The organism is Streptomyces sp. NPDC017890, from assembly GCF_044328675.1.
In the GTDB taxonomy this organism is placed as follows: Bacteria; Actinomycetota; Actinomycetes; order Streptomycetales; family Streptomycetaceae; genus Streptomyces.
Map to the genome: position 1 here is coordinate 122,359 of NZ_JBIRHU010000006.1, position 23,771 is coordinate 146,129.

At 70.8% G+C, this 23,771-nt stretch carries 21 protein-coding genes; 16 read left to right on the plus strand and 5 right to left on the minus strand.

The features are described from left to right. Positions 1 to 2: 2 nt before the first annotated feature. Positions 3 to 1,358, minus strand: a complete 1,356-nt coding sequence (locus ACH4F2_RS09975) for a lysine N(6)-hydroxylase/L-ornithine N(5)-oxygenase family protein (protein WP_398132200.1) — start codon at positions 1,356 to 1,358, stop codon at positions 3 to 5. A 235-nt stretch (positions 1,359 to 1,593) separates the two neighbouring features. Here ACH4F2_RS09975 and ACH4F2_RS09980 point away from each other — a divergent pair, with 235 nt between their 5' ends. Continuing rightward, complete coding sequence (locus ACH4F2_RS09980; protein WP_398132201.1) at positions 1,594 to 2,541, plus strand: methionyl-tRNA formyltransferase; 948 nt, start codon at positions 1,594 to 1,596, stop codon at positions 2,539 to 2,541. A 24-nt stretch (positions 2,542 to 2,565) separates the two neighbouring features. Then, positions 2,566 to 2,940 (plus strand): hypothetical protein, encoded by a 375-nt coding sequence (locus ACH4F2_RS09985; protein WP_398132202.1) that lies wholly within the window; start codon positions 2,566 to 2,568, stop codon positions 2,938 to 2,940. A gap of 70 nt (positions 2,941 to 3,010) precedes the next feature. Here the strand turns inward: ACH4F2_RS09985 and ACH4F2_RS09990 are convergent, their stop codons facing one another. Continuing rightward, a complete protein-coding gene (locus tag ACH4F2_RS09990) occupies positions 3,011 to 3,253 on the minus strand; it encodes a DUF5302 domain-containing protein (protein WP_398132203.1) in 243 nt (80 codons plus the stop codon). A gap of 325 nt (positions 3,254 to 3,578) precedes the next feature. Between ACH4F2_RS09990 and ACH4F2_RS09995 the strand changes: the two genes are divergently transcribed. The 5 genes from ACH4F2_RS09995 to nadE all read left to right on the plus strand — a co-directional run bounded on the left by ACH4F2_RS09995 (position 3,579) and on the right by nadE (position 11,089). Then, positions 3,579 to 3,989, plus strand: a complete 411-nt coding sequence (locus ACH4F2_RS09995; protein ID WP_398132204.1) for a PGPGW domain-containing protein — start codon at positions 3,579 to 3,581, stop codon at positions 3,987 to 3,989. 198 nt (positions 3,990 to 4,187) lie between these two features. Then, positions 4,188 to 5,147, plus strand: coding sequence for an alpha/beta hydrolase family protein (locus ACH4F2_RS10000; RefSeq protein WP_398132205.1), 960 nt, complete (start codon positions 4,188 to 4,190; stop codon positions 5,145 to 5,147). Between the two features lie 376 nt (positions 5,148 to 5,523). Further along, positions 5,524 to 6,921, plus strand: a complete 1,398-nt coding sequence (locus ACH4F2_RS10005; protein WP_398132206.1) for a DEAD/DEAH box helicase — start codon at positions 5,524 to 5,526, stop codon at positions 6,919 to 6,921. A 195-nt stretch (positions 6,922 to 7,116) separates the two neighbouring features. Then, a complete protein-coding gene (locus tag ACH4F2_RS10010; RefSeq protein WP_398132207.1) occupies positions 7,117 to 10,125 on the plus strand; it encodes a family 16 glycoside hydrolase in 3,009 nt (1,002 codons plus the stop codon). Positions 10,126 to 10,258: 133 nt separating this feature from the next. Further along, positions 10,259 to 11,089: an ammonia-dependent NAD(+) synthetase gene (gene nadE / locus ACH4F2_RS10015; RefSeq protein WP_398132208.1), complete on the plus strand. Its 831-nt coding sequence runs from the start codon at positions 10,259 to 10,261 to the stop codon at positions 11,087 to 11,089. Between the two features lie 121 nt (positions 11,090 to 11,210). Here nadE and ACH4F2_RS10020 read toward each other — a convergent pair whose 3' ends face one another. Beyond that, on the minus strand, positions 11,211 to 12,149 hold the full coding sequence (locus tag ACH4F2_RS10020; RefSeq protein ID WP_398132209.1) for an oxidoreductase: 939 nt from the start codon (positions 12,147 to 12,149) through the stop codon (positions 11,211 to 11,213). Positions 12,150 to 12,229: 80 nt separating this feature from the next. On the opposite strand from ACH4F2_RS10020, the gene ACH4F2_RS10025 reads away from it, so the two are divergent. From ACH4F2_RS10025 to ACH4F2_RS10050, 6 genes are all read left to right on the plus strand, one after another. Continuing rightward, a complete protein-coding gene (locus tag ACH4F2_RS10025) occupies positions 12,230 to 12,838 on the plus strand; it encodes a TetR family transcriptional regulator (protein WP_398132210.1) in 609 nt (202 codons plus the stop codon). A 120-nt stretch (positions 12,839 to 12,958) separates the two neighbouring features. Beyond that, the gene (locus tag ACH4F2_RS10030; RefSeq protein WP_398132211.1) at positions 12,959 to 13,804 is read left to right on the plus strand and encodes an MIP/aquaporin family protein; all 846 of its coding nucleotides are present in this window, start codon (positions 12,959 to 12,961) and stop codon (positions 13,802 to 13,804) included. A gap of 24 nt (positions 13,805 to 13,828) precedes the next feature. Continuing rightward, a complete protein-coding gene (gene glpK / locus ACH4F2_RS10035; protein ID WP_398132212.1) occupies positions 13,829 to 15,346 on the plus strand; it encodes a glycerol kinase GlpK in 1,518 nt (505 codons plus the stop codon). A gap of 69 nt (positions 15,347 to 15,415) precedes the next feature. Beyond that, positions 15,416 to 16,507 carry an AI-2E family transporter gene (locus tag ACH4F2_RS10040; RefSeq protein WP_398132213.1) on the plus strand — a complete coding sequence of 364 codons (1,092 nt, stop codon included), beginning with the start codon at positions 15,416 to 15,418 and terminating at the stop codon, positions 16,505 to 16,507. Positions 16,508 to 16,887: 380 nt separating this feature from the next. Continuing rightward, entirely contained in the window at positions 16,888 to 18,153 is a 1,266-nt protein-coding gene (locus ACH4F2_RS10045; RefSeq protein WP_398132214.1) for a TolB family protein, read from the plus strand. A gap of 129 nt (positions 18,154 to 18,282) precedes the next feature. After that, positions 18,283 to 19,515 (plus strand): hypothetical protein, encoded by a 1,233-nt coding sequence (locus ACH4F2_RS10050; protein ID WP_398132215.1) that lies wholly within the window; start codon positions 18,283 to 18,285, stop codon positions 19,513 to 19,515. 54 nt (positions 19,516 to 19,569) lie between these two features. Here ACH4F2_RS10050 and ACH4F2_RS10055 read toward each other — a convergent pair whose 3' ends face one another. Further along, positions 19,570 to 20,016 (minus strand): Lrp/AsnC family transcriptional regulator, encoded by a 447-nt coding sequence (locus ACH4F2_RS10055; protein ID WP_398132216.1) that lies wholly within the window; start codon positions 20,014 to 20,016, stop codon positions 19,570 to 19,572. 76 nt (positions 20,017 to 20,092) lie between these two features. On the opposite strand from ACH4F2_RS10055, the gene ACH4F2_RS10060 reads away from it, so the two are divergent. After that, entirely contained in the window at positions 20,093 to 21,004 is a 912-nt protein-coding gene (locus tag ACH4F2_RS10060) for an SMP-30/gluconolactonase/LRE family protein (protein WP_398132217.1), read from the plus strand. A gap of 50 nt (positions 21,005 to 21,054) precedes the next feature. Here ACH4F2_RS10060 and ACH4F2_RS10065 read toward each other — a convergent pair whose 3' ends face one another. Next, on the minus strand, positions 21,055 to 21,672 hold the full coding sequence (locus ACH4F2_RS10065) for a DinB family protein (RefSeq protein WP_398132218.1): 618 nt from the start codon (positions 21,670 to 21,672) through the stop codon (positions 21,055 to 21,057). A gap of 264 nt (positions 21,673 to 21,936) precedes the next feature. On the opposite strand from ACH4F2_RS10065, the gene ACH4F2_RS10070 reads away from it, so the two are divergent. Further along, on the plus strand, positions 21,937 to 22,752 hold the full coding sequence (locus ACH4F2_RS10070; protein ID WP_398132219.1) for an SAM-dependent methyltransferase: 816 nt from the start codon (positions 21,937 to 21,939) through the stop codon (positions 22,750 to 22,752). A 114-nt stretch (positions 22,753 to 22,866) separates the two neighbouring features. After that, positions 22,867 to 23,700, plus strand: a complete 834-nt coding sequence (locus ACH4F2_RS10075; RefSeq protein ID WP_398132220.1) for an alpha/beta fold hydrolase — start codon at positions 22,867 to 22,869, stop codon at positions 23,698 to 23,700. The last annotated feature ends 71 nt before the right edge of the window (positions 23,701 to 23,771 follow it).

Consider the following 23,771-nt stretch of genomic DNA (forward strand, 5'->3'; position numbering starts at 1 on the left):
GACTAACGGGCGGTGGTGCCGGTTCCGTCGGCGACCGTTCGCGCCTCGTCGGAAGCGGACTTGAGCCCTCGGCCGAGGAGCGATTCCAGGATCTCCCCGACCCTGATGGCGGTGTTGGACAGCAGGGACGACGTGATGCCGTGGGTGTGCTCCGTGCCGCCCTGCAGGTAGATGCCGCAGCGCAGGCCGGGGTCGGTCGCGACGCGGTAGTCGCGCTCGACGCGGACGCGGCCCTCGTCGTCGCGCAGGCAGCGGTCCGCGACCTCGCCGAGAAGACCGAGGGGGTCAGCCGGACCGTAGCCGGTGGCGAAGACCACGACGTCCGCGTCGAGGAGCGACTCCTCGCCGGTGACCAGGGACTTCACGGTGACGCGGACCTTGTCCGGCGTCTCCTCGACGTCCGTGAGCCGGGACACGTTGAGGAAGCGCAGCCGCTCGGTGCCGAGCACCTTCTCCCGGTACGTCTGCCGGTACAGGTCGTCGATCAGGTCGATGTCCACCACGGAGTAGTTGGTGTTGCCGTGGTAGTCCATGAGCCGGCGTTTCACGCTGCCGGGCGCGGCGAAGTAGTCGTCGACCGCGGCGGGGTCGAAGATCCGGTTGGCGAATCCGCTGTCGTCGGCGGGGCTGTAGCCATAGCGGCTGAAGACGGCGCAGATCTCGGCCTCGGGGAAGCGCCGGTGCAGGTAGGCGACGTTCTCGGCGGCGCTCTGCCCGGCGCCGACGACGACGAATCGAGAGGGTGAGGTGCCCTCCAGCCCGCCGACCTTCGTCAGCAGTGCGGAGTTGTGCCAGACGCGGTCGCCGCGCTCCACGCCTTCCGGCAGGAGGGGGCGCAACCCGGTGCCGATGACGAGGTTGCGGGCCCGGTGAACCTCGAGTCCCTCCCCCGAACGGACCGTCACTTCCAGGTGGTGCACGGCCCCGTCACGGTCGACGGGTGCGACGCCGACGACCTCGTGACCGTAGGAGACCATGTCGTCTACCTGGGCCGCGGCCCACTCGAAGTAGTCGTGGAACTCCACCCGCAGCGGGAAGAGGTTCTTGTGGTTGATGAAGTCGATCAGCCGCCCCTTGCTCTGCAGGTAGCAGAGGAAGCTGAACTCGCTGGCCGGGTTCCGCAGGGTCACCAGGTCTTTCAGGAAGGACACCTGCATGGTCGCGTCGTCGATCAGCATGCCGCGGTGCCAGCCGAAGCGCGGCTGCTGCTCGAAGAAGCGAGCGGTGATCACCTCCTGCCCGCCGGGGCGTGCGTTGTGCTCGCTGATCGCGATCGCCATGGCGACATTGGACGGTCCGAAGCCGATGCCAATGAGGTCGTGGACCGGTGGTACGTCATCAGGAAGAACCTGTGACATGTCACTCCCATCGTGCGGGACAGTCGCCTGTCAAACGTGGGGGATTGCCGAACCGGGACATGCCGGCGGAGCGGCCGCCGGGAACTTAGGTGAGCCTAAGCTAATAGCGCGAAGCTGTCGATAGGACAACTCGGCAGCCGGCGCCGTCAATTGACCTGTCACGCACGGCTGTTGTGAACTAAGGTAAGCCTTGCTTTACTTGACCGGGCTGTCCCCTGCCTCGAGGAGGAACCCCATGCGGGTCGTCATGTTCGGTTACCAGACGTGGGGGCACCGCACCCTGCAGGCCCTCCTGGACTCCGAACACGACGTGGTGCTGGTCGTGACACACCCCAAGAGCGACCACGCGTACGAGAAGATCTGGAGCGACTCCGTCGCCGACCTCGCCGAAGAGCACGGCGTCCCGGTACTGATCCGCAACCGCCCCGACGACGACGAGCTGTTCGAACGCCTCGAGGAGGCCGACCCGGACATCATCGTGGCCAACAACTGGCGGACGTGGATCCCCCCGCGCATCTTCGGCCTCCCGCGCCACGGCACGCTCAACATCCACGACTCGCTGCTGCCGAAGTACGCCGGCTTCTCTCCGCTGATCTGGGCGCTGATCAACGGAGAGTCCGAAGTGGGCGTCACCGCCCACATGATGAACGACGAACTCGACGCCGGCGACATCGTCCGGCAGGACGCGGTACCGGTCGGACCGGCGGACACCGCCACCGATCTCTTCCACAAGACGGTCGGCCTCATCGCCCCGGTCACCACCGGCGCACTCGGCCTCATCGCCGCCGGACAGACGGAGTTCACCAAACAGGACCGGTCCCGGGCGAGCTTCTTCCACAAGCGGTCCGTCGAGGACATCCGCATCGACTGGAGCTGGCCTGCCGAGGACCTGGAACGCCTGGTCCGCGCCCAGTCCGAGCCCTACCCCAGCGCCTTCACCTTCCACCGGGGCAGGCGGCTCGAGGTCCTCGCCGCCGTGGTGTCACAGGGCCGCTACGGCGGCACTCCCGGCCGCGTCTTCTACCGCGAAGGTGACGGCGTGGTGATCGTCGCCGGCGCCGACGCGCGCACCGGCCGCAACCCGGGCCTCGCCATCACGCGCGTACGGACGGACGACGGGCGGGAGCTGTCCGCGACGGAGTACTTCACCTCCATGGGCGGCTACTTGACCAGCCGTCCCTGACCGCCCCCGCCACAGGGTGGGGCTGTGACCACGTCGGGCGCGGCCCTGCTCCCGGCGAACGCGGCCCTCGGCGCCGCACTCGCCCTGCTGCTCGCCGCCGGCGCCGCGGTCGCGGCGTCGGCCCGACTCGGGCACGCCCGCGCGATCGTCACCACCGGGCCTGGAGATCACCCGGCCGTCGGCCGCCGGTGCGCTGATCCCGGCACTCGACCGGACCAGCACCGCCGGGCCGGTCACCCTGCCGGCGCGTTCATCGGCATGCTCCTCGGCGGAGCCCCACCTCTAGTGGCCGGTGCGGTCCGGCTGTCCGTGCTGCCGGCGGTGGAGTCGGCCGCGGTCGTGGTCGTGCCGGAGCCGGTGGCGCGCGCCGAGCCGAGCAGGCGGACGCCCGGTACGTGACGTCGGGACACGGCGAGGGCCCGGCCGGTATGCGCCGGCCAGGCCCTCACACACTGCTGTTCCGGCGCCGTCAGCCGCCGCTCTTGCGCCGGAACGACCGCTGGCTCGCAGCCGGACCGTGCGCGCCGCGGACCTTCGACGCGTCGGTGTGCGCGGCGAGGGCCGCGGCCTCCGCCTGCTTCCCGCGTTTGCGTTCCAGGGCCTCGCGGAACTTGCCTTTCAGGTCGTACTGGCCGTCCTCGTCGGGCGTCAGGGCAGGGCTCTCGACGTCGGGCGACTCCGAACCTGCTTGCGATGAAGACTCTGCAGTCATGGTGACCTCCTGGGCTCGGACAACAGGACCCCAGCTTGTCATGCCGACCACCGCCCGGGGTACCGCCCCCGCCCAGCCGTGCGGGCGGGTGGTCCCGGGCTGGCACCCGGGACCACCGTGGACATCCCCGGGCGGCCCGGCCGCATCACGGTGCTCACCGTCCGGATCGTTCAGCCACCCGGCCGCCGCGGGAACAGCGTCCCGCCATCGAGCCGGACCGCCCGGCGGACGGAGCGGGCGGAATCGCCCGTACCCCGATGCCTGCCTAAGGTTGGGCGGGCCGACGGAACCGGAATTCTTGCCGACCGCAGGAAGGTGGGGCGCCATGGCGCGCAGTGTCGAATCGATCCGGCGGGCCGTCCTGGGCACCCTCGGCGCCGTGCTGGTCGTGATCGGCGTCGCCCTGCTGGTACTGCCCGGACCGGGTCTGCTGCTCGTGTTCGCGGGGATGGTGCTGCTGGCGCGCGCCGTCCCGGCACTGGACCGGTTCGTCACCCCCGTCCGCAGACAGGCGATGCGGGCGGCCGAGGAGAGCGTCTCCTCACCCTGGCGCATCACCGGCTCGGTTCTGGTGGGGCTGTTCCTCATCGCCGCGGGCGTCGCATGGGGCCTGCTTCCCCAAGTGCCGTACTCCGGATGGGCCACCGGGGCGAGCTTGATCATCTCGGGCGTCGTCCTGCTCGCCCTGCTCACCTGGAGCCACCGCCGCGTGCGCGCGGCGCGCAGCAGGCCCTGATCCCTCCGGCGCAGGCCGCGGCGCCGAGTGCGCACACTCCCCACCCGGGCACCGTTGACCAAACGGGACAGCGTTCCGTATCGTAATCGGGACAGTGTTCCGGTTCGGGTCGCCCGAGTTACGGACGCCCCTGACCGCCCCTCACCGCCGCCGACCGGACCAGCCCGACCGCGGCGGTCGTCGAACGGACCACGCATCATGAACGCACCGACTTGCGCAACCGGCCTCGCCGGCTCGCCCGCTCCCGTCCTCTCGGTCGCTCCGGTCGTGCTGCCGGCCCCCGGCCGGGCCGTGGACCTGGAGGTACGGGTCTGCGCACCCGTCACCGGGAGCGGCCTGCCGGTCATCCTCCTCTCGCACGGGCAGGGCTACTCGAACCACCTCTCCTCCCTGAACGGCTATGCTCCCCTCGCCCACCACTGGGCGGCGCACGGCTTCGTCGTCATCCAGCCCACCCACCTGAGCTCCAGGACGCTGAGGCTGGATCCCACCACTCCCGGGGCGCCGCTGTTCTGGCGGTCACGGGCCGAGGACATGACGCGCGTCCTCGACCAGCTCGACGCGCTGGAAGCCGCCGTTCCGCAGCTGCTCGGACGCCTGGACCGAAGCAGGGTCGCCGTGGCCGGGCACTCGATGGGCGGGCACACCGCGAGCCTGCTGCTGGGAGCCCGGCTCACCGATCCGGACGACGGAAGGGAAGTGGACCTGACCGAGCCCCGGATCAAGGCGGGTGTCCTGCTCGCCGCACCCGGCCGGGGCGGCGACGCCCTCAGCCAGTCCGCTGCCGAGAACCTCTCCTTCTTCCTGACCACCGACTTCTCCCGGATGACGACGCCCGCCCTCGTGGTCGCCGGCGACCAGGACGACTCCGCCCACCTGACGGTCCGTGGGCCCGAGTGGCATGCCGACCCGTACTTCCTCGCCCCGGCCCCCAAGTCCCTGCTCACCCTGTTCGACGCGGAGCACGGGCTCGGCGGGGTCGCCGGCTACGACGCCGCCGAGACGACGGACGAGAATCCCGAGCGAGTGGCCGCGGTCCAGCGGCTCACCTGCGCCTATCTGCGCAGCGAGCTGTATCCCGGGGACTTCGCCTGGCAGGCGGCGCGTGACGAGCTCACGGCCGGTCCTAACCCGTTCGGACGGGTCGAATCCAAGTAGGCCCCATCGTCCCCGTCCCAGCCCCTCGCCAGGTCTCTCGCCGAGCCTCTCGCCGAGAGACGAGACGACGGCCGGGCGAAGCAGGGGCCCGCACACAGGATCACCCGGCCCGGTCACCGCTCTCGCGGAGGCCGCACTCGCGATCCGCACGGCCGCCCGCCCGGGCGGGAACCGACCGGATCCGCACGCGCCGCCGCGGGGCCGCGCCGGTACGCCCTCCGGGCGACGCGCAGGAGTGCCTCGCGTGAGGTCTCCGCGGACCGGCCGGGCCTCCGGTACCCGCTGGTAAACTGGGGTCACGCTCTGAAGCGCCCGGGTCCGTACCGAAGGGTACGGACCCGGGCGCGTTCCGGGCGCCTGATCAGGAAGGTCCCCCATGAACGCGCAGCCGTCACCGGCCCCCGGCGCTCCCCGGGCCGGCAGGTCCCAGCGAACGACAACGCCGTCCGAGGCGGTGGACGGGCCGCCGTCCAGGTCCTTCGACGCGCTCGGGCTGCCGCCCGCGCTGCTGAAGACGATGACCGGCCTCGGCGTGACGGAGCCCTTCCCCATCCAGGCGGCGACCCTGCCCGACGCGCTGGCCGGCCGCGATGTCCTCGGCCGCGCGCGGACCGGCTCCGGCAAGACGCTGGCCTTCGGGCTCGCCCTGCTGGTCAGGACCGCGGGGCGGCGGGCCGGGTCGAAGCGGCCCCTCGCGCTGGTCCTGGTGTCGACGCGGGAACTCGCCCAGCAGGTGAGCGACGCGCTGACACCGTACGCGCGGACGCTCGGCGTGCGACTGGCGACGGTGGTCGGCGGGCTGGCCATCAACCGGCAGGCGGCGCAGCTGCGCGACGGCGCCGAAGTCGTCGTCGCGACCCCGGGGCGGCTGGCCGACCTGGTGTCGCGACGTGACTGCCACCTGAACGACGTGCGGATCACGGTGCTGGACGAGGCGGACCAGATGTGCGACCTGGGGTTCCTGCCGCAGGTCACGGGCATCCTGGACCAGGTGCCCGCCGACGGGCAGCGGCTGCTGTTCTCGGCCACGCTCGACCGCGACGTCGACCAGCTGGTGCGGAGCCATCTGCACGACCCGGTCGTCGCATCGGTCGACCCGGCGTCGGGCTCGGTCACCACGATGGAACACCACGTACTGACCATTCACCCCGCCGACAAGTACGCGACCGCGACGGAGATCGCCGCGCGGGACGGCCGGGTGCTGATGTTCCTGGACACCAAGGCCGGGGTCGACCGTTTCACCCGGCACCTGAGGGCCAGCGGCGTGCGGGCCGCCGCCCTGCACAGCGGGAAGTCGCAACCGCAGCGCACGCACACGCTCGCCCAGTTCGTGGAGGGGAAGGTCACCGTGCTGGTGGCCACCAACGTCGCGGCCCGGGGCATCCACGTCGACGCACTCGACCTCGTCGTCAACGTCGATCCGCCGGCCGACGCCAAGGACTACCTGCACCGCGGCGGGCGTACCGCGCGCGCCGGGGAGTCCGGGAGTGTGGTCACCCTGGTCACGCCCGACCAGCGGCGCGAGGTGAACCGGATGATGTCCGACGCCGGGATCCGGCCGACCGTCACCCCCGTGCGCTCCGGCGAGCAGACGCTGACCACCATCACCGGTGCGAAGCGTCCACCGGCCGGGGCGAAGGGCAGCGGTGGCAACGCACCCTTCCGCGGCCTCGGCGACCGTTCAGGGCGCCCCGCGAAGGAGTCCCGCAAGACCGCCGAGGCCCGCAAGGCGGCGGAGGCCCGCGCGGCGGCCCGGGTGCGCAAGGGCCGCTGACCCGGGGCGGGGCGGCTGGAGCGGGCGGGGTCCGAGAACCGGGAGCGGGCGGGGTCCGAGAACTTTGAACACATCGATGACAAAGTATGGACATGTCAAACGGAAGTCTCCTACCTTGGCGGCGGAAGTGCAGTCCCACCGCACGAGACCGGAGCGATTTCCGGCACGGTCCGGTCCCCACGCCCTGGAGGACCAATGCGCCAACGCCTGTTCAGGCGTGCCCGAAGACACCTCATTCTCCTGCTGACGTCGGCGGTCTCCGTCGGGGGCGTCCTGGCCGCCCCGGCGTCCTCGGCCGCCCCCGCGGACATACCGCCGCAGGAGCCCGGAGTCACGCTGCGCGTGTTCGACGTACAGACGCCGCTGGACGAGCTGTGCACCCTCAAGCCGGGCCAGACTCCCAACCACGACAAGCTCATGCCGACGGTCGACTGGTCCACCACCGCCGATTTCGGCGGGATCGCCGACAACTTCGTCTCGGAGGCGTCCGGTTACCTGCTCGCGCCACGTGACGGCACCTACGTGTTCCGGCTCACCAGCGACGACGGTTCACGGCTGACCCTCGACGGCACGACGGTGATCGACCACGACGGGCTGCACGGCGCGGAGCCGAAGGACGGCACGGTCCATCTCACCGCGGGAGCACACCCGCTGCGCGTCGAGCACTTCGACCGTGGCGGCGGACAGCAACTGCAACTCGCCTGGATGCCACCGGGCGAGAGCGGCTTCACCGTCGTGCCCCGCGAGGCGCTGAGTACCGACGCCGGGGTCGTCCGGGTGACGGCACCGGGCCGCAAGGAGTGCGAGGCCGGCCGCGACACCCCCGGCGACGGCCTGCCACTGACCTCGGTGCGCCCCGACCTCACCCTCACCGACCTGCGCCCCGACGGATTCGAACCGCAGGTCACCGGCATGGACTGGCTGCCCGACGGACGCCTCGCCATCAGCACCTGGGGCGGCACCGACAACGTTGCCGGAGAGGTGTACCTGCTCGACAACGTCACCGGCGCGACCAGCCGCGACAAGGTCACCGTCGAGAAGGTGGCGAGCGGCCTGCGCGAACCCATGGGCATCAAGTACGTCGACGGATCGCTCTACGTCTCGCAGAAGCACGAACTGACCCGGCTGGTCGACCGGGACGGCGACGACGTGACCGACGAGTACCGCACGGTCGCCACCTGGCCGTACGGAGGCAACTTCCACGAGTTCGCGTTCGGCCTGCTCTACCGGGACGGCTACTTCTACGTGAACCTGTCCGTCGCCATCGACCTCGGCGGCGCGACCACCACTCCGCAGCCCGCGCCGAACCGCGGAACGACGTACAGGATCAGCAAGAAGACGGGGAAGATCAGCCCGATCGCGGGTGGCCTGCGGACCCCCAACGGCATCGGCTGGGGTCCGGGCGGCAGTCTCTTCGCCACCGACAACCAGGGCGGTTGGCTGCCCGCCTCGAAACTCGTCCAGATCAAGCAGGACCGCTTCTTCAACCACTACACCGAGCCCACCGGCCCCTTCGAGGACTCCCCCGTCACCGAACCGGTGCTGTGGCTGCCGCAGAACGAGATCGGCAACTCGCCCTCCACACCGCTGTACCTGGACAAGGGCCGCTTCGCGGGCCAGATGCTGATCGGCGACGTCACCTACGGCGGCCTGCAACGCGCCTACCTGGAGAAGGTGAAGGGCCAGTACCAGGGCGCCGTCTTCCGCTACACCCAGGGACTGGAGGCCGGCGTCAACCGCGTCACCGTCGGCCCCGACGGAGCGGTCTACGCCGGTGGCCTGGGCGCCGACGGCAACTGGGGGCAGGCGGGCAAGCTCAAGTTCGGCCTGCAGAAGCTGACTCCCAACGGCGGCAACACCTTCGACATCCAGAAGATGCGGGCCGTGCCGGGCGGCTTCGACCTGACGTACACGCAGCCGGTCTCCGACGAGACCGCGGCGGAGCTCGCCGCGCGTTACGAGGTCGAGCAGTGGCACTACACGCCGACCGCCGACTACGGCGGCCCGAAGATCGCCGAGGAGGAGCTGGCCGTACGCTCGGCGACACTCTCGAAGGACGGCCGCACCGTCCGGCTGCGGCTGGACGGCCTCGAGCCGGACCGCGTGGTGCACGTGCGCTCCCCCCGCCCCTTCACCTCTGCGTCCGGTGAGACGCTGTGGAGCACCGAAGCCTGGTACACGCTCAACGAGATGCCCGGCAAGCAGCCGCCGCCCGCCACCCTCTACGAGGCCGAAGAGGCGCGTCTGACGGGCAGGGCCGGGATCAACACCGACCACGTCGGCTACTCCGGCAGCGGATTCGTCGACCGTTACGCCACGGAGGGCAAGGTCACCACGACGTTCGACGTGACGGTCCCGAAATCGGGCACCTACGACGTGGGCCTCCGCTATTCCAACGGCCCGAACCCGTTCGAGGGCACCAAGTCCCTCTCCCTGTACGCCAACGGCAAGAAGGTGCGCCAGACGGAACTCCCCTCCACCGGGGACTGGGACTCCTGGTCCACGCGGACCGAACGCCTGAGGCTGCGCGCCGGCCACAACGCGATCTCCTACCGGTACGATCCCGGCGACACCGGTCATGTCAACCTCGACCTGATCACCGTGCACCCGCACGGCGCGCGCGTCGCCCTCTTCGACGGCACCGCCGCCTCGCAGGAGCGGTGGCAGCACACGGACGGGCGGCGCGTGGCATGGCCGCTGGCCGAGGAGAAGTCGATGGAGGTGTGCTGCGGTGACATCCGCACCAAGGACGCCTTCCAGGACTTCAGGCTGCACGTCGAGTACCGCGTCCCACTGCTGCCGCCGGACGTGACCGGACAGGACCGCGGCAACAGCGGCATCTTCCTTCAGGACCGCTACGAGCTGCAGATCCTCGACTCCTACGGTGACACCTCGCCGGCTGCGAACGAGGCCGGCGCGATCTATCTGAAGAAGGCGCCCGACACCAACGCGGCGGCGGCACCGGAGACGTGGCAGACGTACGACATCGTCTTCCGCGCGGCCCGCTACGACGACAGCGGCCGCAAGACCGCCGACGCCCGGGTGACGGTGGTGTGGAACGGCGAGAAGGTCCACGACGACATCGTCCTCGACGGGCCCACCGCGTCGGGCAGGGCCGAGACGCCGGCCGCCGGGACGATCCGGTTGCAGGACCACGGCAACAAGGTGCGGTTCCGCAACATCCGCGTGGAGCCGCTGAGCTGACCCGCGGCCGTGCGGGGTGGCCCCTGACGGTCACCCCGCACGTCGCGCTCCACACACCGGTCGGCCAGGATCCCCCGGGCGCCTCTGGGTAGGGTGGGTGAGAAGTCCCCTGCAGATCGAACAAGGAGCGGAATTGAGCGAGCCGGCGTCCATCGCCCTGCAACTGGAGATCGCCCGGGAACTGGAGGTCGCGGAGACCTTCGACGCCGAACGGGAGATCGAACGCCGGGTGGCCTTCCTGGCCGAGCGGCTGACCTCCACCGGTCTGCGCTCCCTCGTACTCGGTATCAGCGGCGGTGTCGACTCGACCACCGCGGGCCGACTGTGCCAGCTCGCCGTCGAGCGGGCGCGGGCCGAGGGGCACGAGGCGCATTTCTACGCCATGAGGCTGCCGCACGGGGTCCAGGCCGACGAGCACGACGCTCAGCTCGCGCTCTCCTTCATCAAGGCCGACCACGTGCTGACCGTGGACATCAAGCCCGCGAGCGACGCCGCCCTCGAGGCCCTGGTCGCCGCCGGGGTGTCCTTCCATGACGCCGGTCACCAGGACTTCGTGCAGGGCAATGTCAAGGCCAGGCAGCGCATGATCGCCCAGTACGCCGTGGCCGGCGCGCACGACGGCCTGGTCGTCGGCACCGACCACGCGGCGGAGGCGGTCTCCGGCTTCTTCACCAAGTTCGGTGACGGCGCCGCCGACCTGGTCCCGTTGACCGGTCTCACCAAGCGCCGTGTGCGCGCCGTCGCCGACGCGCTGGGCGCGCCCGCCGAGCTGGTGCGCAAGGTTCCGACGGCCGACCTGGAGACCCTCGACCCCGGCAAGGCCGACGAGGACGCCCTCGGCGTGACGTACGACGAGATCGACGACTTCCTGGAGGGCAGGCCGGTGGAGGAGCAGGCCTTCGAGAAGATCGTCACCCGTTACCGGCTGACCGACCACAAGCGCCGGATGCCCATCGGCCCGTGAAGGGGGCGGCCCCGCGTCGGCTCGTACGGGTCCGCGCTGACCATCTGCCGCGAAACGGCAAGTGCGGCGGTCGGCGCGGCCCGCAGCGGCAGCGCCCGTTCGACCGAAGCGGGCACCGCGGTCAGCCGGGCCCGGGCCGGAGCGGGAAGCGTACGTCCGTCAACCGCTCCGACACCTCCCACAGACGGCGACCGGTCTCGGCGTCCGCCGCCGCGGGTGACAGCCGTACCCGTGCCGGCCCGCCGCGCAGCTCCGCCAGGCCGTCCGGTCCGATGAACTCACCGCCCTCCACGCTCGGGTCGGTCGCCGCGTACAACTGCGGCAGCGCGCCCCGGCCCGGGGACTGGGCGAGCGGGATGAGAATGCGGCCGAACAGCATCTTCACCATGCCGGTCGGCGCACTCGTCTGCAGGCTGGTGGCGGTGTAGCCGGGATGTGCGAGCATGCTGCGCACCGGGCTGCCGGCCTCGGTCAGCCGCCGGTGCAGCTCCCGTCCGAAGACGGCGTTGGCGAACTTCGACTGGTTGTAGAAGGCCATGGGTGAGTAGTCGCGCTCGCCGGTGAGGTCGTCGAAGAAGAGCCGTCCCTGCCGGTGGTTGGTCGAAGTCGTCGTGACCACGCGAGGATCGTCGCCCTCCGCCAGCAGGTCGAGCAGCAGTCCGGTGAGCGCGAAGTGGCCGAGGTGGTTGCAGGCGAACTGCAGCTCGTGGCCCTGTGCGCTCAGGCGTCGCGGCGGAGCCATGATGCCGGCGTTGTTGACGAGCACATCGAGCCGCGGATGGTCGGCACGCACCTGGCGGGCGAAGGCCCGGACCGAGTCGAGATCGGCCAGGTCGAGCCGGCGCACCTCGAGGCCGGCATCCGGATGCTCCGAGGTGATCTCCGCGGCCGCCCGCCGGCCCTTCTCCTCGTCGCGTACCGCGAGGATCACGTGTCCGCCCCGGCGGACGAGTGCCCGGGTTGTCGCCATGCCGAGGCCGCTGTTGGCTCCGGTGACGACGAACACCCGCTCGGTCTGGTCCGGAATCCGTTCGGCGGTCCAACGTCGCTGCTGTGTCATGCGGCATACGCTGCCGCGCATGGCACCGAGTGTCAAGACGCCTCTTGGTGCCACGCAAGGCATGGAGTTACGATGAGGTGGTGACCACTCGCCCCGAAGCCAGCCTGGCCCAGCGCAAGCGTCAACTCGTCTCGGACGAACTGACCGAAGCGGCCCTGCAACTGCTGGCGAAGCAGGGATTCGACGCGGTCACCATCGACGAGATCGCCACCGCCGCCGGGGTGTCGAAGCGGACGTTCTTCCGGTACTTCGCTTCCAAGGAGGACGTGGTCGTCCAGTTCCTGACCGACATGGGCACCGGCATACGCGCGGAGCTGGCGGCCCGCCCCGGCGAGGAAGCACCCTCGGAGGCGTTGAAGAAGGCCGTCTCGGTTCCCGTCGCCGCCTGCGCCGACCACTCCGACAGGGCGCTGCGGGTGGTTCAGCTCATCCTGCGTACCCCCGCCCTGCACGCCCGCTTCCTGGAACGTCAGGGGCAGTGGCGCGACGACCTGACGGCGGAGATCGCTCACCGACTGGGGGTCTCCCCCGACGTCGACCTGTATCCGCAACTGGCCGCCGGGATGACACTGACCGCGTTCAACACCGTCCTCCAGCGCTGGAGCGACAGCGACGGCGCCGAGGACCCTCTCGCACTGACCGACCGGGCCTTCGCCGTGATCGCCCCCGCCCTGGACGACGCCCGCTGACGGCGAGCGGACAGGCGGACGGCCGTACATTGCGTGCGATTTGTCGCTCGTAATCTTAATCTGACGGCTGTGGGTCCCGGACAGTCGACAGCCGGTTCAGCCGGCGGAAGGTGAGCTTCCATGGCTGAACGGCTCAAGGGGTCCGGCTTGGTGGGTGAACTGTCGGCCGAGTTCGCCGGCACGCTGATCCTCATCCTCTTCGGCTGCGGCGTGGTGGCCCAGGTGTCCGCGGGCGGGGCCCTCACGGATCCGGAGGGCGGCCTCGGGAACCACGACAGCATCTCCTGGGCGTGGGGGCTCGGTGTCACGCTGGGCGCCTATGTGGCGGCGAGGCTGAGCGGTGCCCACCTCAACCCCGCGGTGACCCTCGCCCTCGCCGTGTTCAAGGGGTTTCCGTGGCGCAAAGTGGTTCCCTACGCGCTGGCCCAGACAGCCGGAGCCTTCGTGGCAGCCCTCCTGGTCCGCTGGAACTACACCGAGGCGCTGGCGAAGGCCGATCCCGGCCACACCATCAGGACGCAGTCCGTGTTCTCCACGCTCCCCGCGAACGGAAACACCGCTCTCCCGGTCCATGAGTGGGGTGCCTTCCGCGACCAGGTCATCGGCACCGCCATCCTCCTGCTGCTGATCCTGGCCCTCACGGACCTGCTGAACTCACCGCCGGGCGCGAACCTGGCCCCCTTCGTCATCGGCCTGGTCGTGGTCGCGATCGGCATGGCCTTCGGCACCAACGCGGGATACGCCATCAACCCCGCCCGCGACTTCGGCCCCCGGCTGGCCAGCTTCCTCACCGGGTACGGCGGGGCATGGCGAGATCAGTACGGGAACCTCTACTTCTGGGTACCGATCGTCGGGCCGCTGATCGGTGGCGTGCTCGGCGCGGGTCTGTACAAGGTTTTCATCGGCCGGTTCCTGCCCGCGGCGGAGCCGGAGCCAACGGGGCGCGTACCGGCGCCCGAGGCCTGACACCGGCCGGAGAGGCGGCACAGCATGGCGGACTTCATCGGCGCGGTGGACCAGGGAACCACCAGCACCCGATTCATGATCTTCGACCACGACGGCAAGGAGGTGGCGAAGCACCAGTTGGAGCACGCCCAGATCCTCCCCCGCTCCGGGTGGGTGGAGCACGACCCGGTGGAGGTCTGGGAACGCACCAACTCGGTGATGCAGAACGCCCTGCGTTTCAGCGGACTGTCGGCCACCGATCTGGCGGCGATCGGCATCACCAACCAGCGGGAGACCACCGTGGTCTGGGACCCGCGCAACGGCCGCCCCTACTACAACGCCATCGTGTGGCAGGACACCCGCACCGACACCATCGCGGCGAGCCTCGCACGTTCGGGCCGGGGCGACGTCATCCGCCGCAAGGCCGGACTGCCACCGGCGACCTACTTCTCCGCCGGCAAGATCCAGTGGATCCTGGAGAACGTCGACGGCGTCCGCCAGGCGGCGGAAGCCGGCCACGCCCTCTTCGGCAACACGGACGCCTGGGTCCTGTGGAATCTGACCGGCGGCCCCGACGGCGGCATCCACGCCACCGACGTGACCAACGCGAGCCGCACGATGCTGATGGACCTGGAGACGCTCGACTGGGACGACGAACTGCTGGGATTCTTCGGCATCCCCCGGTCGATGCTCCCCGGCATCAACCCCTCGTCGCACGCACAGGCGTACGGTGTGGCCCGGACCTCCCGGCCGCTGCGCGCCGCCATTCCCATCGGCGGGGTGCTCGGCGACCAGCAGGCGGCCACCGTGGGACAGGTCTGCTTCGCGCCCGGCGAGGCCAAGAACACCTACGGCACCGGTAACTTCCTGGTGCTCAACACCGGCACGGAACTCGTCCGCTCCGAGCACGGCCTCCTCACCACCGTGGCCTACCAGTTCGGCGACAGCCCGGTGGTCTACGCGCTGGAGGGCTCCATCGCGGTGACGGGGTCGGCGGTGCAGTGGCTGCGCGACCAGATGAAGATCATCAAGTCGGCGGCCGAGAGCGAGGAACTCGCCCGCACCGTCGACGACAACGGCGGCATGTACTTCGTCCCCGCCTTCTCGGGCCTGTTCGCCCCCTACTGGCGTTCCGACGCCCGGGGAGCCATCGTCGGCCTCGCCCGGTACAACGACAACGCGCACCTCGCGCGGGCGACCCTGGAGGCCATCTGCTACCAGAGCCGCGATGTCGTCGAAGCCATGGAACAGGACTCCGGGGTTCACCTCGACGTGCTCAAGGTCGACGGGGGTGTGACCGCCAACGACCTCTGCATGCAGATCCAGGCCGACGTCCTCGGCGTGCCGGTCAGCCGTCCCGCCGTCGCGGAGACCACCGCACTCGGCGCGGCCTACGCGGCGGGACTGGCCACGGGGTTCTGGAGGGACACCGAAGAACTGCGCACCCACTGGCACGAGTCCAGGCGCTGGGAACCCCAGTGGTCCGAGGACCGGCGCGTGCGGGGGTACGCCGGGTGGAAGGCGGCTGTGGAGCGCACGCTCGACTGGGTCAAGCTCCCCTGAAACGGCTCCCGCCCGCGGAAATAGGACTCGCGCGAGGAGGACAACCGGCGTCACCATAAGGTGATCTCCATGTCTGTCAGATTGAGTTCCGCGAGGACTCGCTCCGCGCTCCGCACCACCGCGCGCACCTCTGCCGAATTGCTCCTCATTCTTGTCATGCTCTCCGTGGCCCTGTGGGTCCTCGGCCGCATGTGGTCGGTCGTGTGGCCGCTGATAGTCGGTCTGCTCCTGACCACCTTGACCTGGCCCTCGGCCCGTTTCCTGCGGCGCCACGGGTGGCGTCCCGCCCTCGCCGCGGCAGTGGTGACCGTGGCGTTCCTGCTGGTTGTCACGGGCATCGTGGCACTGATCGCGGTGCCGATGTCCTCCCAGACCGACGAGTTGACCGACGGCGTGATGGAAGGCATCGACCGGCTGCGCGAATGGGCCGCGGGACCGCCGCTGAACATCGACGACGGCCAGATCACCAGTGCGCTCGACACCGCGATGGCGCGCGTCCAGGACAGCATCGGCAGCGTGGTCAACACGGTGGCCACAGGCCTGAGTACCGTGGTCAACGGTCTGATCACCGCGGTGCTCGGCGTGTTCCTGATGTTCTTCTTCCTCAAGGACGGGCCGCGGTTCCTGCCGTGGCTCACCCGCCAGTTGCCCGGCCGGCTCGCCACCGACGTCCCGGCCGTCGCCCTGCGCAGCTGGGAGACCCTGGGTTCCTTCGTCCGCTCGCAGGCACTCGTGGGTCTGCTCGACGCCGTCTTCATCGGCCTCGGGCTGTGGATCCTGGACGTGCCACTCGTACTGCCTCTCGCGGTGCTCACGTTCGTCTCCGCGTTCGTGCCCATCGTGGGTGCCCTGTTCGCGGGCTTCGTCGCGGTACTCATCGCGCTGGTGTCGAACGGCCTGACGGACGCGCTGATCGTGCTGGCGATCATCGTCGTGGTGCAGCAGCTGGAGGGCAACGTGTTCCAGCCCATCATCCAGAGCCGAGGGCTCGGACTGCACGCGGCGGTGATCCTGCTGGCGGTGACACTGGGCGGCAGCCTGGCCGGCATCGTGGGCAGCCTGCTCGCCGTACCGGTCGCCGCGATCATCGCGGTGATCTGGAACTACGTACGCGAGCAGCTCGTCGATCCACTGGAGGAGCCCACTGCGGCCGACGCCTGAGCGGACTCCTCAGGCGCCTCGCTGATCGACCGGCGTTCGCCGTGTCCTCGGTGACCACCCTCGGCGCGACGCTGGTCCAGCCCTCGGGTGCGGTGTGCTTCATCCGACGCGTCCTCTCCGACGGTTGCTGGCGCGGTGGCGACGCCGATGACAGCAGGCACGGAGCAGGCCGGCCCCTGTCCTGAACAGAGCGGTGCGTCGCGCGAAGTCGTGGTCGTGCGTTCCTCGCCCGCTGTCCGGTTTCGACCGGTCGCGCGCACGGACCACCGATCTCTCCGCCTGGTTGTACGGCAAACAACGCATTGCTCCGGGGCGGGAGTTGGGCTTGGATCGGCCGCGGTGCCCGGTGGGGGCCGGGGACGGACGCATCAGGGGGATTCATGCGCGGAAAGTTCAGATCCATGCTGCTCGCGGTCGCCGCATCGGCGTGCGCGACGACGCTCCTGGCGCCCACGGGCGCTCTGGCCGCGCCGAACGGACCGGAGAAGGCCGAGGAATCGTCCGTCCGGCGGGTCACCGAGGGGGCCAACGGCCCCTCCGGGGACGCCTCCGTCAGTGCGAACGGCCGGTACGTCGTCTTCGGCTCGTCCGCCGACAATCTGGTGCCGGACGACACCAACGCCGTTCCGGACGTCTTCCTGCACGACCTGCGGACCCGCCGCACCACACGGGTCAGCCTGACCGCGGACGGCGCCCAGGCGGCGTACGGCGGCAGTGCGCCGGTGATCAGCGCCGCCGGCAGGTACGTCGTCTTCCGGTCCCGCGGACTCGTCCAGGACCAGGGGCAGGAGGAGGGACAGGAGCAGTACGGGTACTTCCGCCGTGACCTGAGGACCGGAGCGACCGAGCGGGTCGGCGGTCCCGACGACCTCTACCCGCAGGACAGCGGCGCTCTGGTGGGGGCCTCGGTCAGCGCGGACGGACGCTACGTCTCGTTCACCGCGCGGCAGACCCGGACCGGCCGTCCGGGCCACCGCACCGCCGTACGGGACCTTCGCACCGGCGAGTTGACGGTGCTTGAGTCCCCCTGGGCGAGCGAAGCACACCTCAGTGACGACGGCCGCCGGCTCGTCCACTGGGAGAGTGTCCCCGCTCCCGTCCAGCATCCGCCGAGCCGGGTCTTCCTGCTGGACCTGCGAAGCGGTGAGTCCCGGCGGCTGGACGTGGCGGCGGACGGCTCCACCACCACGGCGCGTTCGGGGTATCCGGCGATCAGCGGCAACGGCCGGGTCGCCGCCTTCTCCTCGTGGGCGACCGACCTGGTGCCCGGGGAGGACCCCAACGGCGCACAGCACGACATCTTCGTCACCGACCTGCGCACGGGGGCGATCCGGCGTCTCGACGCCCCCTTGGCGCAGGGCTGGAGCACCGCCCCGTCCGTGAGCCGCGACGGCCGGTACGTCGTCTTCGGCTTCACACCGTCCGGCACCACCTGGGGCACGACCCACTTGTACCGGACCGATCTGCGCACGGGGCGCACCACCCCGGTCAGTCACGCCCCGGACGGGACGCCCGCTGCCGCTACCACGGGTGAGCGGCCACTCGACGCCCACGGCCGCACCATCGTCTTCTCGTCAGCCGACGGCGGCCTGGCGCCCGGTACTCCGAGCCCGGGTGGCGACGTGTACGTCCGGACGCTGCGCTGATCCCCGCGGCGCCACAGCGCCGCCGCATCCGCCCGTCCGCCCGGCCGCCTCGAGGGAGGCGGCCGGCGCCGGTCCGTCCACGAACCGAAGGGAACCCCCTCCATGCGAAGCGGACTACGATCCGCGGCCGTGGCCGCCGCGGCCGCGTGTGTCGCGGTACTGCTGTCGCCCGCGGCAGCACAGGCGGCACCGCACGACGCGCACCACGAACGGCCGGGGAAGAAGCCGAAGGCACCGCACACCCTTCGCCTCACCCAGGGCGCCGACGGGGAGTCGGAGGCACCCTCGCTCAGCGCCGACGGCCGTTACGCGCTCTTCACGTCGTCGGCGTCCAACCTGGTCCCCGGCGACACCAACGGCGCACCTGACGTCTTCGTACGGGATCTGAGAACGGGCCGCACGCAACGTGTCGGCACCGACACCGCCGGAGGCCAGTCCGCGCTCGGCGCTACCGCCGGGGCGATCAGTGCGAGCGGCAGGTACGCGGTCTTCGTCTCGGCGTCGACCGACCTGATCCCGGGCGAGGTCCACGACAGACCGTCGGTCTACTGGCGGGACCTGCGCAGCGGGGAGGTGAGGTACGTCGGCAACGACCTGGGCGGTTCCCTGCGCTGGGCCCTGCACGCCTCCGTCAGCGCCGACGGCCGGTACGTCGCGTTCGCCGTGAGCGAGACCGTTCCCCGGCCGGGCGCGGGAGTGGCGGTGCGGGACATGCTCACCGGGGAGCTGACGGAGCAGCCGTCCTGCCTGCACCGGCCCCACACCCCGCTGCTCAGCGACGACGGGGGCGTCATGGTGTACACGTGCGGCAGCTACTGGCCGTACGACGATCCGGCTTCCGACGTCGTGGTGGCGGACCCGCTGACCGGCACCCGCCGGTCGCTGCACTCGACGCCCGAGGGCACGCGCGGCAACGGCAGGGCGACCCAGGCCGGCATCAGCGGCGACGGCCGCCACGCCTCCTTCACCTCGACGGCCACCGACCTCGGCCCCGAGGACACCAACGGTGCCGGTTCCAACGTGTTCGTCCGCGACCTGCGCACCGACGCCCTGCGCATCGTCGAGGCACCCGACCCCGCCCTCTCGACCGCCGACGGGGCGCTCAGCGGCAACGGCCGGCACCTCCTCTTCCGTGCGTTCACGAGCGCGTCGGATCCGGGCACCTGGTACCTGCGCGACCTGCGCAACGGCCGTACCAGGGTGGCGATCACGGACGCCGACGGGGCGCCGGTCCAGGTGGACACCGGCAACCGGCCGCTCGACGCGCGGGCTCGCACGGTGGCCTTCTCCTCGGCGGCGGACAACCTGGCCCAGGGGCCGCGCAGCCCCGGTGCGGACGCCTACACAGGTCGTCTGCGCTGACCGGACGGGCGTCGCCCCGAGGGCGTTGGGCGCCCGCCAACCGCCGCGGCGGGGCTAGCGGGCGTCCAGCGGCCGTTCGAAGAACGTCTCCAGGACCACCGTCGCCCGGGTCCCGCTGACCCCGTCGATCGCGTGGAGGCGGCGCAGCACGTCCTGGAGCCGCTCGGTGGTGGCCGTGCGCACCTTCACCAGGACGGCCGCGGTGCCCGCGATGACGTGCGCCTCCTGGATCTCCGGCACGGCGGCGAAGTCCTCGGCCCGGTCGCCCATCCACGCGGTGGAGTCGACCAGCACGAAGGCGAGGACCGGACGGTCGAGCGCCTCGGGGTCCACGTCGACCGTGGTGGCCCTGATGACTCCCCGGTCGCGCAGTTTGCGTACGCGCTCGTGGGCGGCGCCCGCCGACAGGCCGACCGCCTTGCCCAGAGCCGCGTACGGCCGGGTGGCGTCCTTCTGGAGCAACGCGATCAGTCGGCGGTCTATCTCATCAACTGACTTCACTCAAGAACCATATCTGGTTCGACAATAGGCGTGTTACGTTGCATCACATCCTGATCACTTTCGTTGGGAGGGTGCCATGTCCGCCGTCGACGGCCCGTACGAAATCCTGGACGACCGCTTCCGCACTGGGCGCTGCGCGAACGGTGACAGCAGGCTGGAGGTCCTGCACGACGGCTGCCGCTGGGCCGAGGGCCCGCTGTACCTCCCCGCCTGGCGCCAGCTGGTCTGGAGCGACATCCCCAATGACCGCATCCTGCGCTGGGACGAGGCCACCGGCGCGGTCGGGGTCTTCCGCGACCCGGCCGGCCACAGCAACGGCAACACCCTCGACCGGCAGGGCCGCCTGGTCACCTGCGAACAGGGCAACCGCCGTGTCACCCGCACCGAAGCCGACGGGACCGTGACCGTCCTCGCCGACCGCTTCGACGGCAAGCGGCTCAACAGCCCGAACGACTCCGTCGTACGCTCCGACGGCACCGTCTGGTTCTCCGACCCGGACTTCGGCATCACCAGCGACTACGAGGGGCATCGCGCCGAGTCCGAGATCGGCGCGTGCAACGTGTACCGGATCGACCCGGCGTCGGGCGACGTGCGGCTCGCCGCGGGCGGCTTCGACGGGCCCAACGGCGTCATCCTCTCCCCCGACGAGGAGCGGCTGTACGTCTCCGACTCCCGGGCCGCCCGGATCCACGCCTTCGACATCCACGAGGACGGCACACTGTCCGAGGGGAAGGTCTTCGCCGAAGCCCGGGGCGACGTGCGCTTCGACAACATCCGCTTCGACGACGAGGGCCGCCTGTGGGCCGCCGCGCTGGAGGACGGTGTCCACTGCTACGACCCGGACGGCACCCTCATCGGCCGGCTGCGCGTGCCCGAGCCCGTCTCCAACATCGCGTTCGGCGGCCCGAAGAACAACCGTCTGTTCATCACGGCGACCACCTCCCTGTACTCACTGGTGATGTCGGTGACGGGCGCGCCGCGCCTCTAGACCCGCCGCCGACCGCGGCCGGTGACGGGCGAGCGCGACGGCGGCCGGCGTCACGGCTGACGTGCGCGGTACAGGTCGCGCAGCAGGGCGATCTCGGCTCCGTGGTGCAGTACTTCCTGGTTGACCCACCAGACGATGTCGATGAACGGGTCCTCCTCGTCGCTGCCGTGGGGGTACGTGCACCGGCCGACGGTGTCCAACGCCGCGTCGTCGGCCCGCAGCAGAGCGTTGCGCCAGGCGGTGGCGCCCGCCTCGAAGGCCGCGACCGCTTCCGAGGCGCTGCCGCTGACGCGGTAGTCGTCGCGGGTGAGTGCGTGGGTGCCGGCCGTGTGATCCGCCCGCAGGAAGAGCATCTCGCTGAGGTGACTCAGCCGCCATGCGAGGGTCGTGAAGGGCGGCGGCGAGGGATGCGGGTGGGGCGCGGCGTCCCTGCCCCAGTCACCGGCGCCGGTCAGAAGGGTCGCGTGCGGCCCCGGTCCGTCCGCCCTCCGCCGGACCGACCAGCAGCCCGGCACCGGCTCCCAGAAGTACTCCTCGTCCGTCAGGCGGCTCACCGGCGTCCGAGACCCGTCGCCGCTGTCCATGACCGGTCCGGCCGTACGGCCGGTGAGGCGCTCACAGGCCCGTTCGAACTGTTCCAGCAACGGAACCAGACGAGACGGTGTCATCGGACACTCCTGCCACGAACGAGACGAGCCCCGCAGGGAAGACGGTCCTGCCGAGGGGCCACCCTGGCACAACCGCCGGCGTTCCGCGTCCCGATTTCCGCCGTGCCCGCCGTCGCCGTACCCGGACGGGACGCGACAGGTGACCGGCAGTGACCGCGGACGACCGCGGTACGTATGAAGAAGTGAACCGGTGTACAGGAAAAGGCCGTTGCGACGTAGGTTGGGTGAAGCACCCATGCCTCGGCTGAAAGACGGACCGTACCCATGAGCGACCCTGTGACGACACCCGGCACCGCAGCACACCAGAGGATCGACACCTCGGTGCCGCATTCGGCCCGGATCTGGAACTACTGGCTGGGCGGGAAGGACAACTACCCGGTCGACGAGGAGGCCGGCGACGCGTACACCGCCGTCTTCCCCGGCATCGTCACCGTCGCCCGCAGCAGCCGTGCCTTCCTGCGCCGCAACATCACGTACCTGGTCGCCGAGGCGGGTGTCCGGCAGTTCCTCGACATCGGGACCGGCCTGCCCACCGCCGACAACACCCATGAGGTCGCCCAGCGCATCGCCCCCGAGACCCGGATCGTCTACGTCGACAACGACCCGATGGTCCTCGCCCATGCCCGCGCGCTGCTCTACTCCGCCCCCGAGGGGGCGACCGCCTACATCGACTCCGACGTACGCGACCCCGACAGTGTCCTGACGGCCGCCGCCAGGACACTGGACTTCGGCCGGCCCACAGCCCTCATCCTCAGCAACATCCTGGGACACATAGCGGACTACGACCAGGCGCGTTCCGTCGTCACCCGGCTGATGGGCGCGCTGCCGTCCGGCAGCTACCTCTCCGTCAACGACGGCTCGCGAGGCATCGATCCGGAATTCGACCGGGCCCAGGACGCCTACAACGAGAGCGGTGCCGCTCCGTACATCCTGCGCACCGTCGACCAGATCACGGCGTTCTTCGACGGCCTGGAGCTCGTGGAGCCGGGTGTCGTCCCGGTCACCCACTGGCGTCCGGAGGCCGGCTCCGCCACCACGGAGCCCATCGGCGAACACGGGGGCCTCGCACGCAAGCCGTGACACCCTGACCGGGGACGGCGGCGCCGCGACGGGAACCACGCGGCGCTCCGCCGCCGGACGCGCGAGGCACCCGTCACCGGCCGCCGCCCGACTCGACCGACAGGAGCTGTGTCCATGTCCGAATGGCCGTTGCCCGAGACGTTCGCCGGCAGTTCCGGGGCCGTCCGCTGGAACCGGCTGGGCGGGGCGGACCGGCCCCCGCTGGTCCTGCTGCACGGCACGCCGTTCTCCTCGTACGTCTGGCGTGCGGTGGCCCGTTCGCTGGCACGCGACCATCAGGTGTTCGTCTGGGACATGCCCGGCTATGGAATGTCGGAGAAGTCCGCGGGCCAGGACGTGTCCCTGGCGGCCCAGGGCCGGGTGTTCACCGAGTTGCTGGACCACTGGGGCCTGGCGGACCCTCTCGTGGTCGCCCACGACTTCGGCGGCGCCGTCGCTCTGCGGGCCCATCTGCTGCACGGCGCCGGATACCGGGCCCTCGCCCTGGTCGATCCGGTGGCGCTGGCACCGTGGGGTTCGCCGTTCTTCCGGCTGGTCCGTGACCACGCCGAGGTCTTCGGGCAGTTGCCCCCGGCGCTCCATGAGGCGCTGGTGCGCGAGTACGTGGGTTCCACCGGCGGCCCGGGGCTGCACCCGGCGGTCCTGGAGCGGCTCGTCGCCCCCTGGCTCGGCGCGTCGGGGCAGCCTGCCTTCTACCGGCAGATCGCCCAGGCGGATCAGCGGTACACCGACGACATCCAGGACCGGTACGCCGGTATCGCTGTTCCCACGCTGATCTGCTGGGGCGAGGACGACGCGTGGATTCCCGTGGCGAAGGGACGCGAACTCGCCGCTGTCGTCCCCGGTGCCAGGTGGGAGCCGATCGCCGGCGCGGGTCATCTCGTGCAGGAGGACGCGCCCGCCGAGCTGACGGCCGCGCTGCTCGACTTCCTCCGCCGCGTCCCCTGACGGTCGCGCGACGGTGTGCCGCGGGGCGGGGTGCCGCGGGAAACGAGCGTTCCCGGGCACCCCGCCCCGTT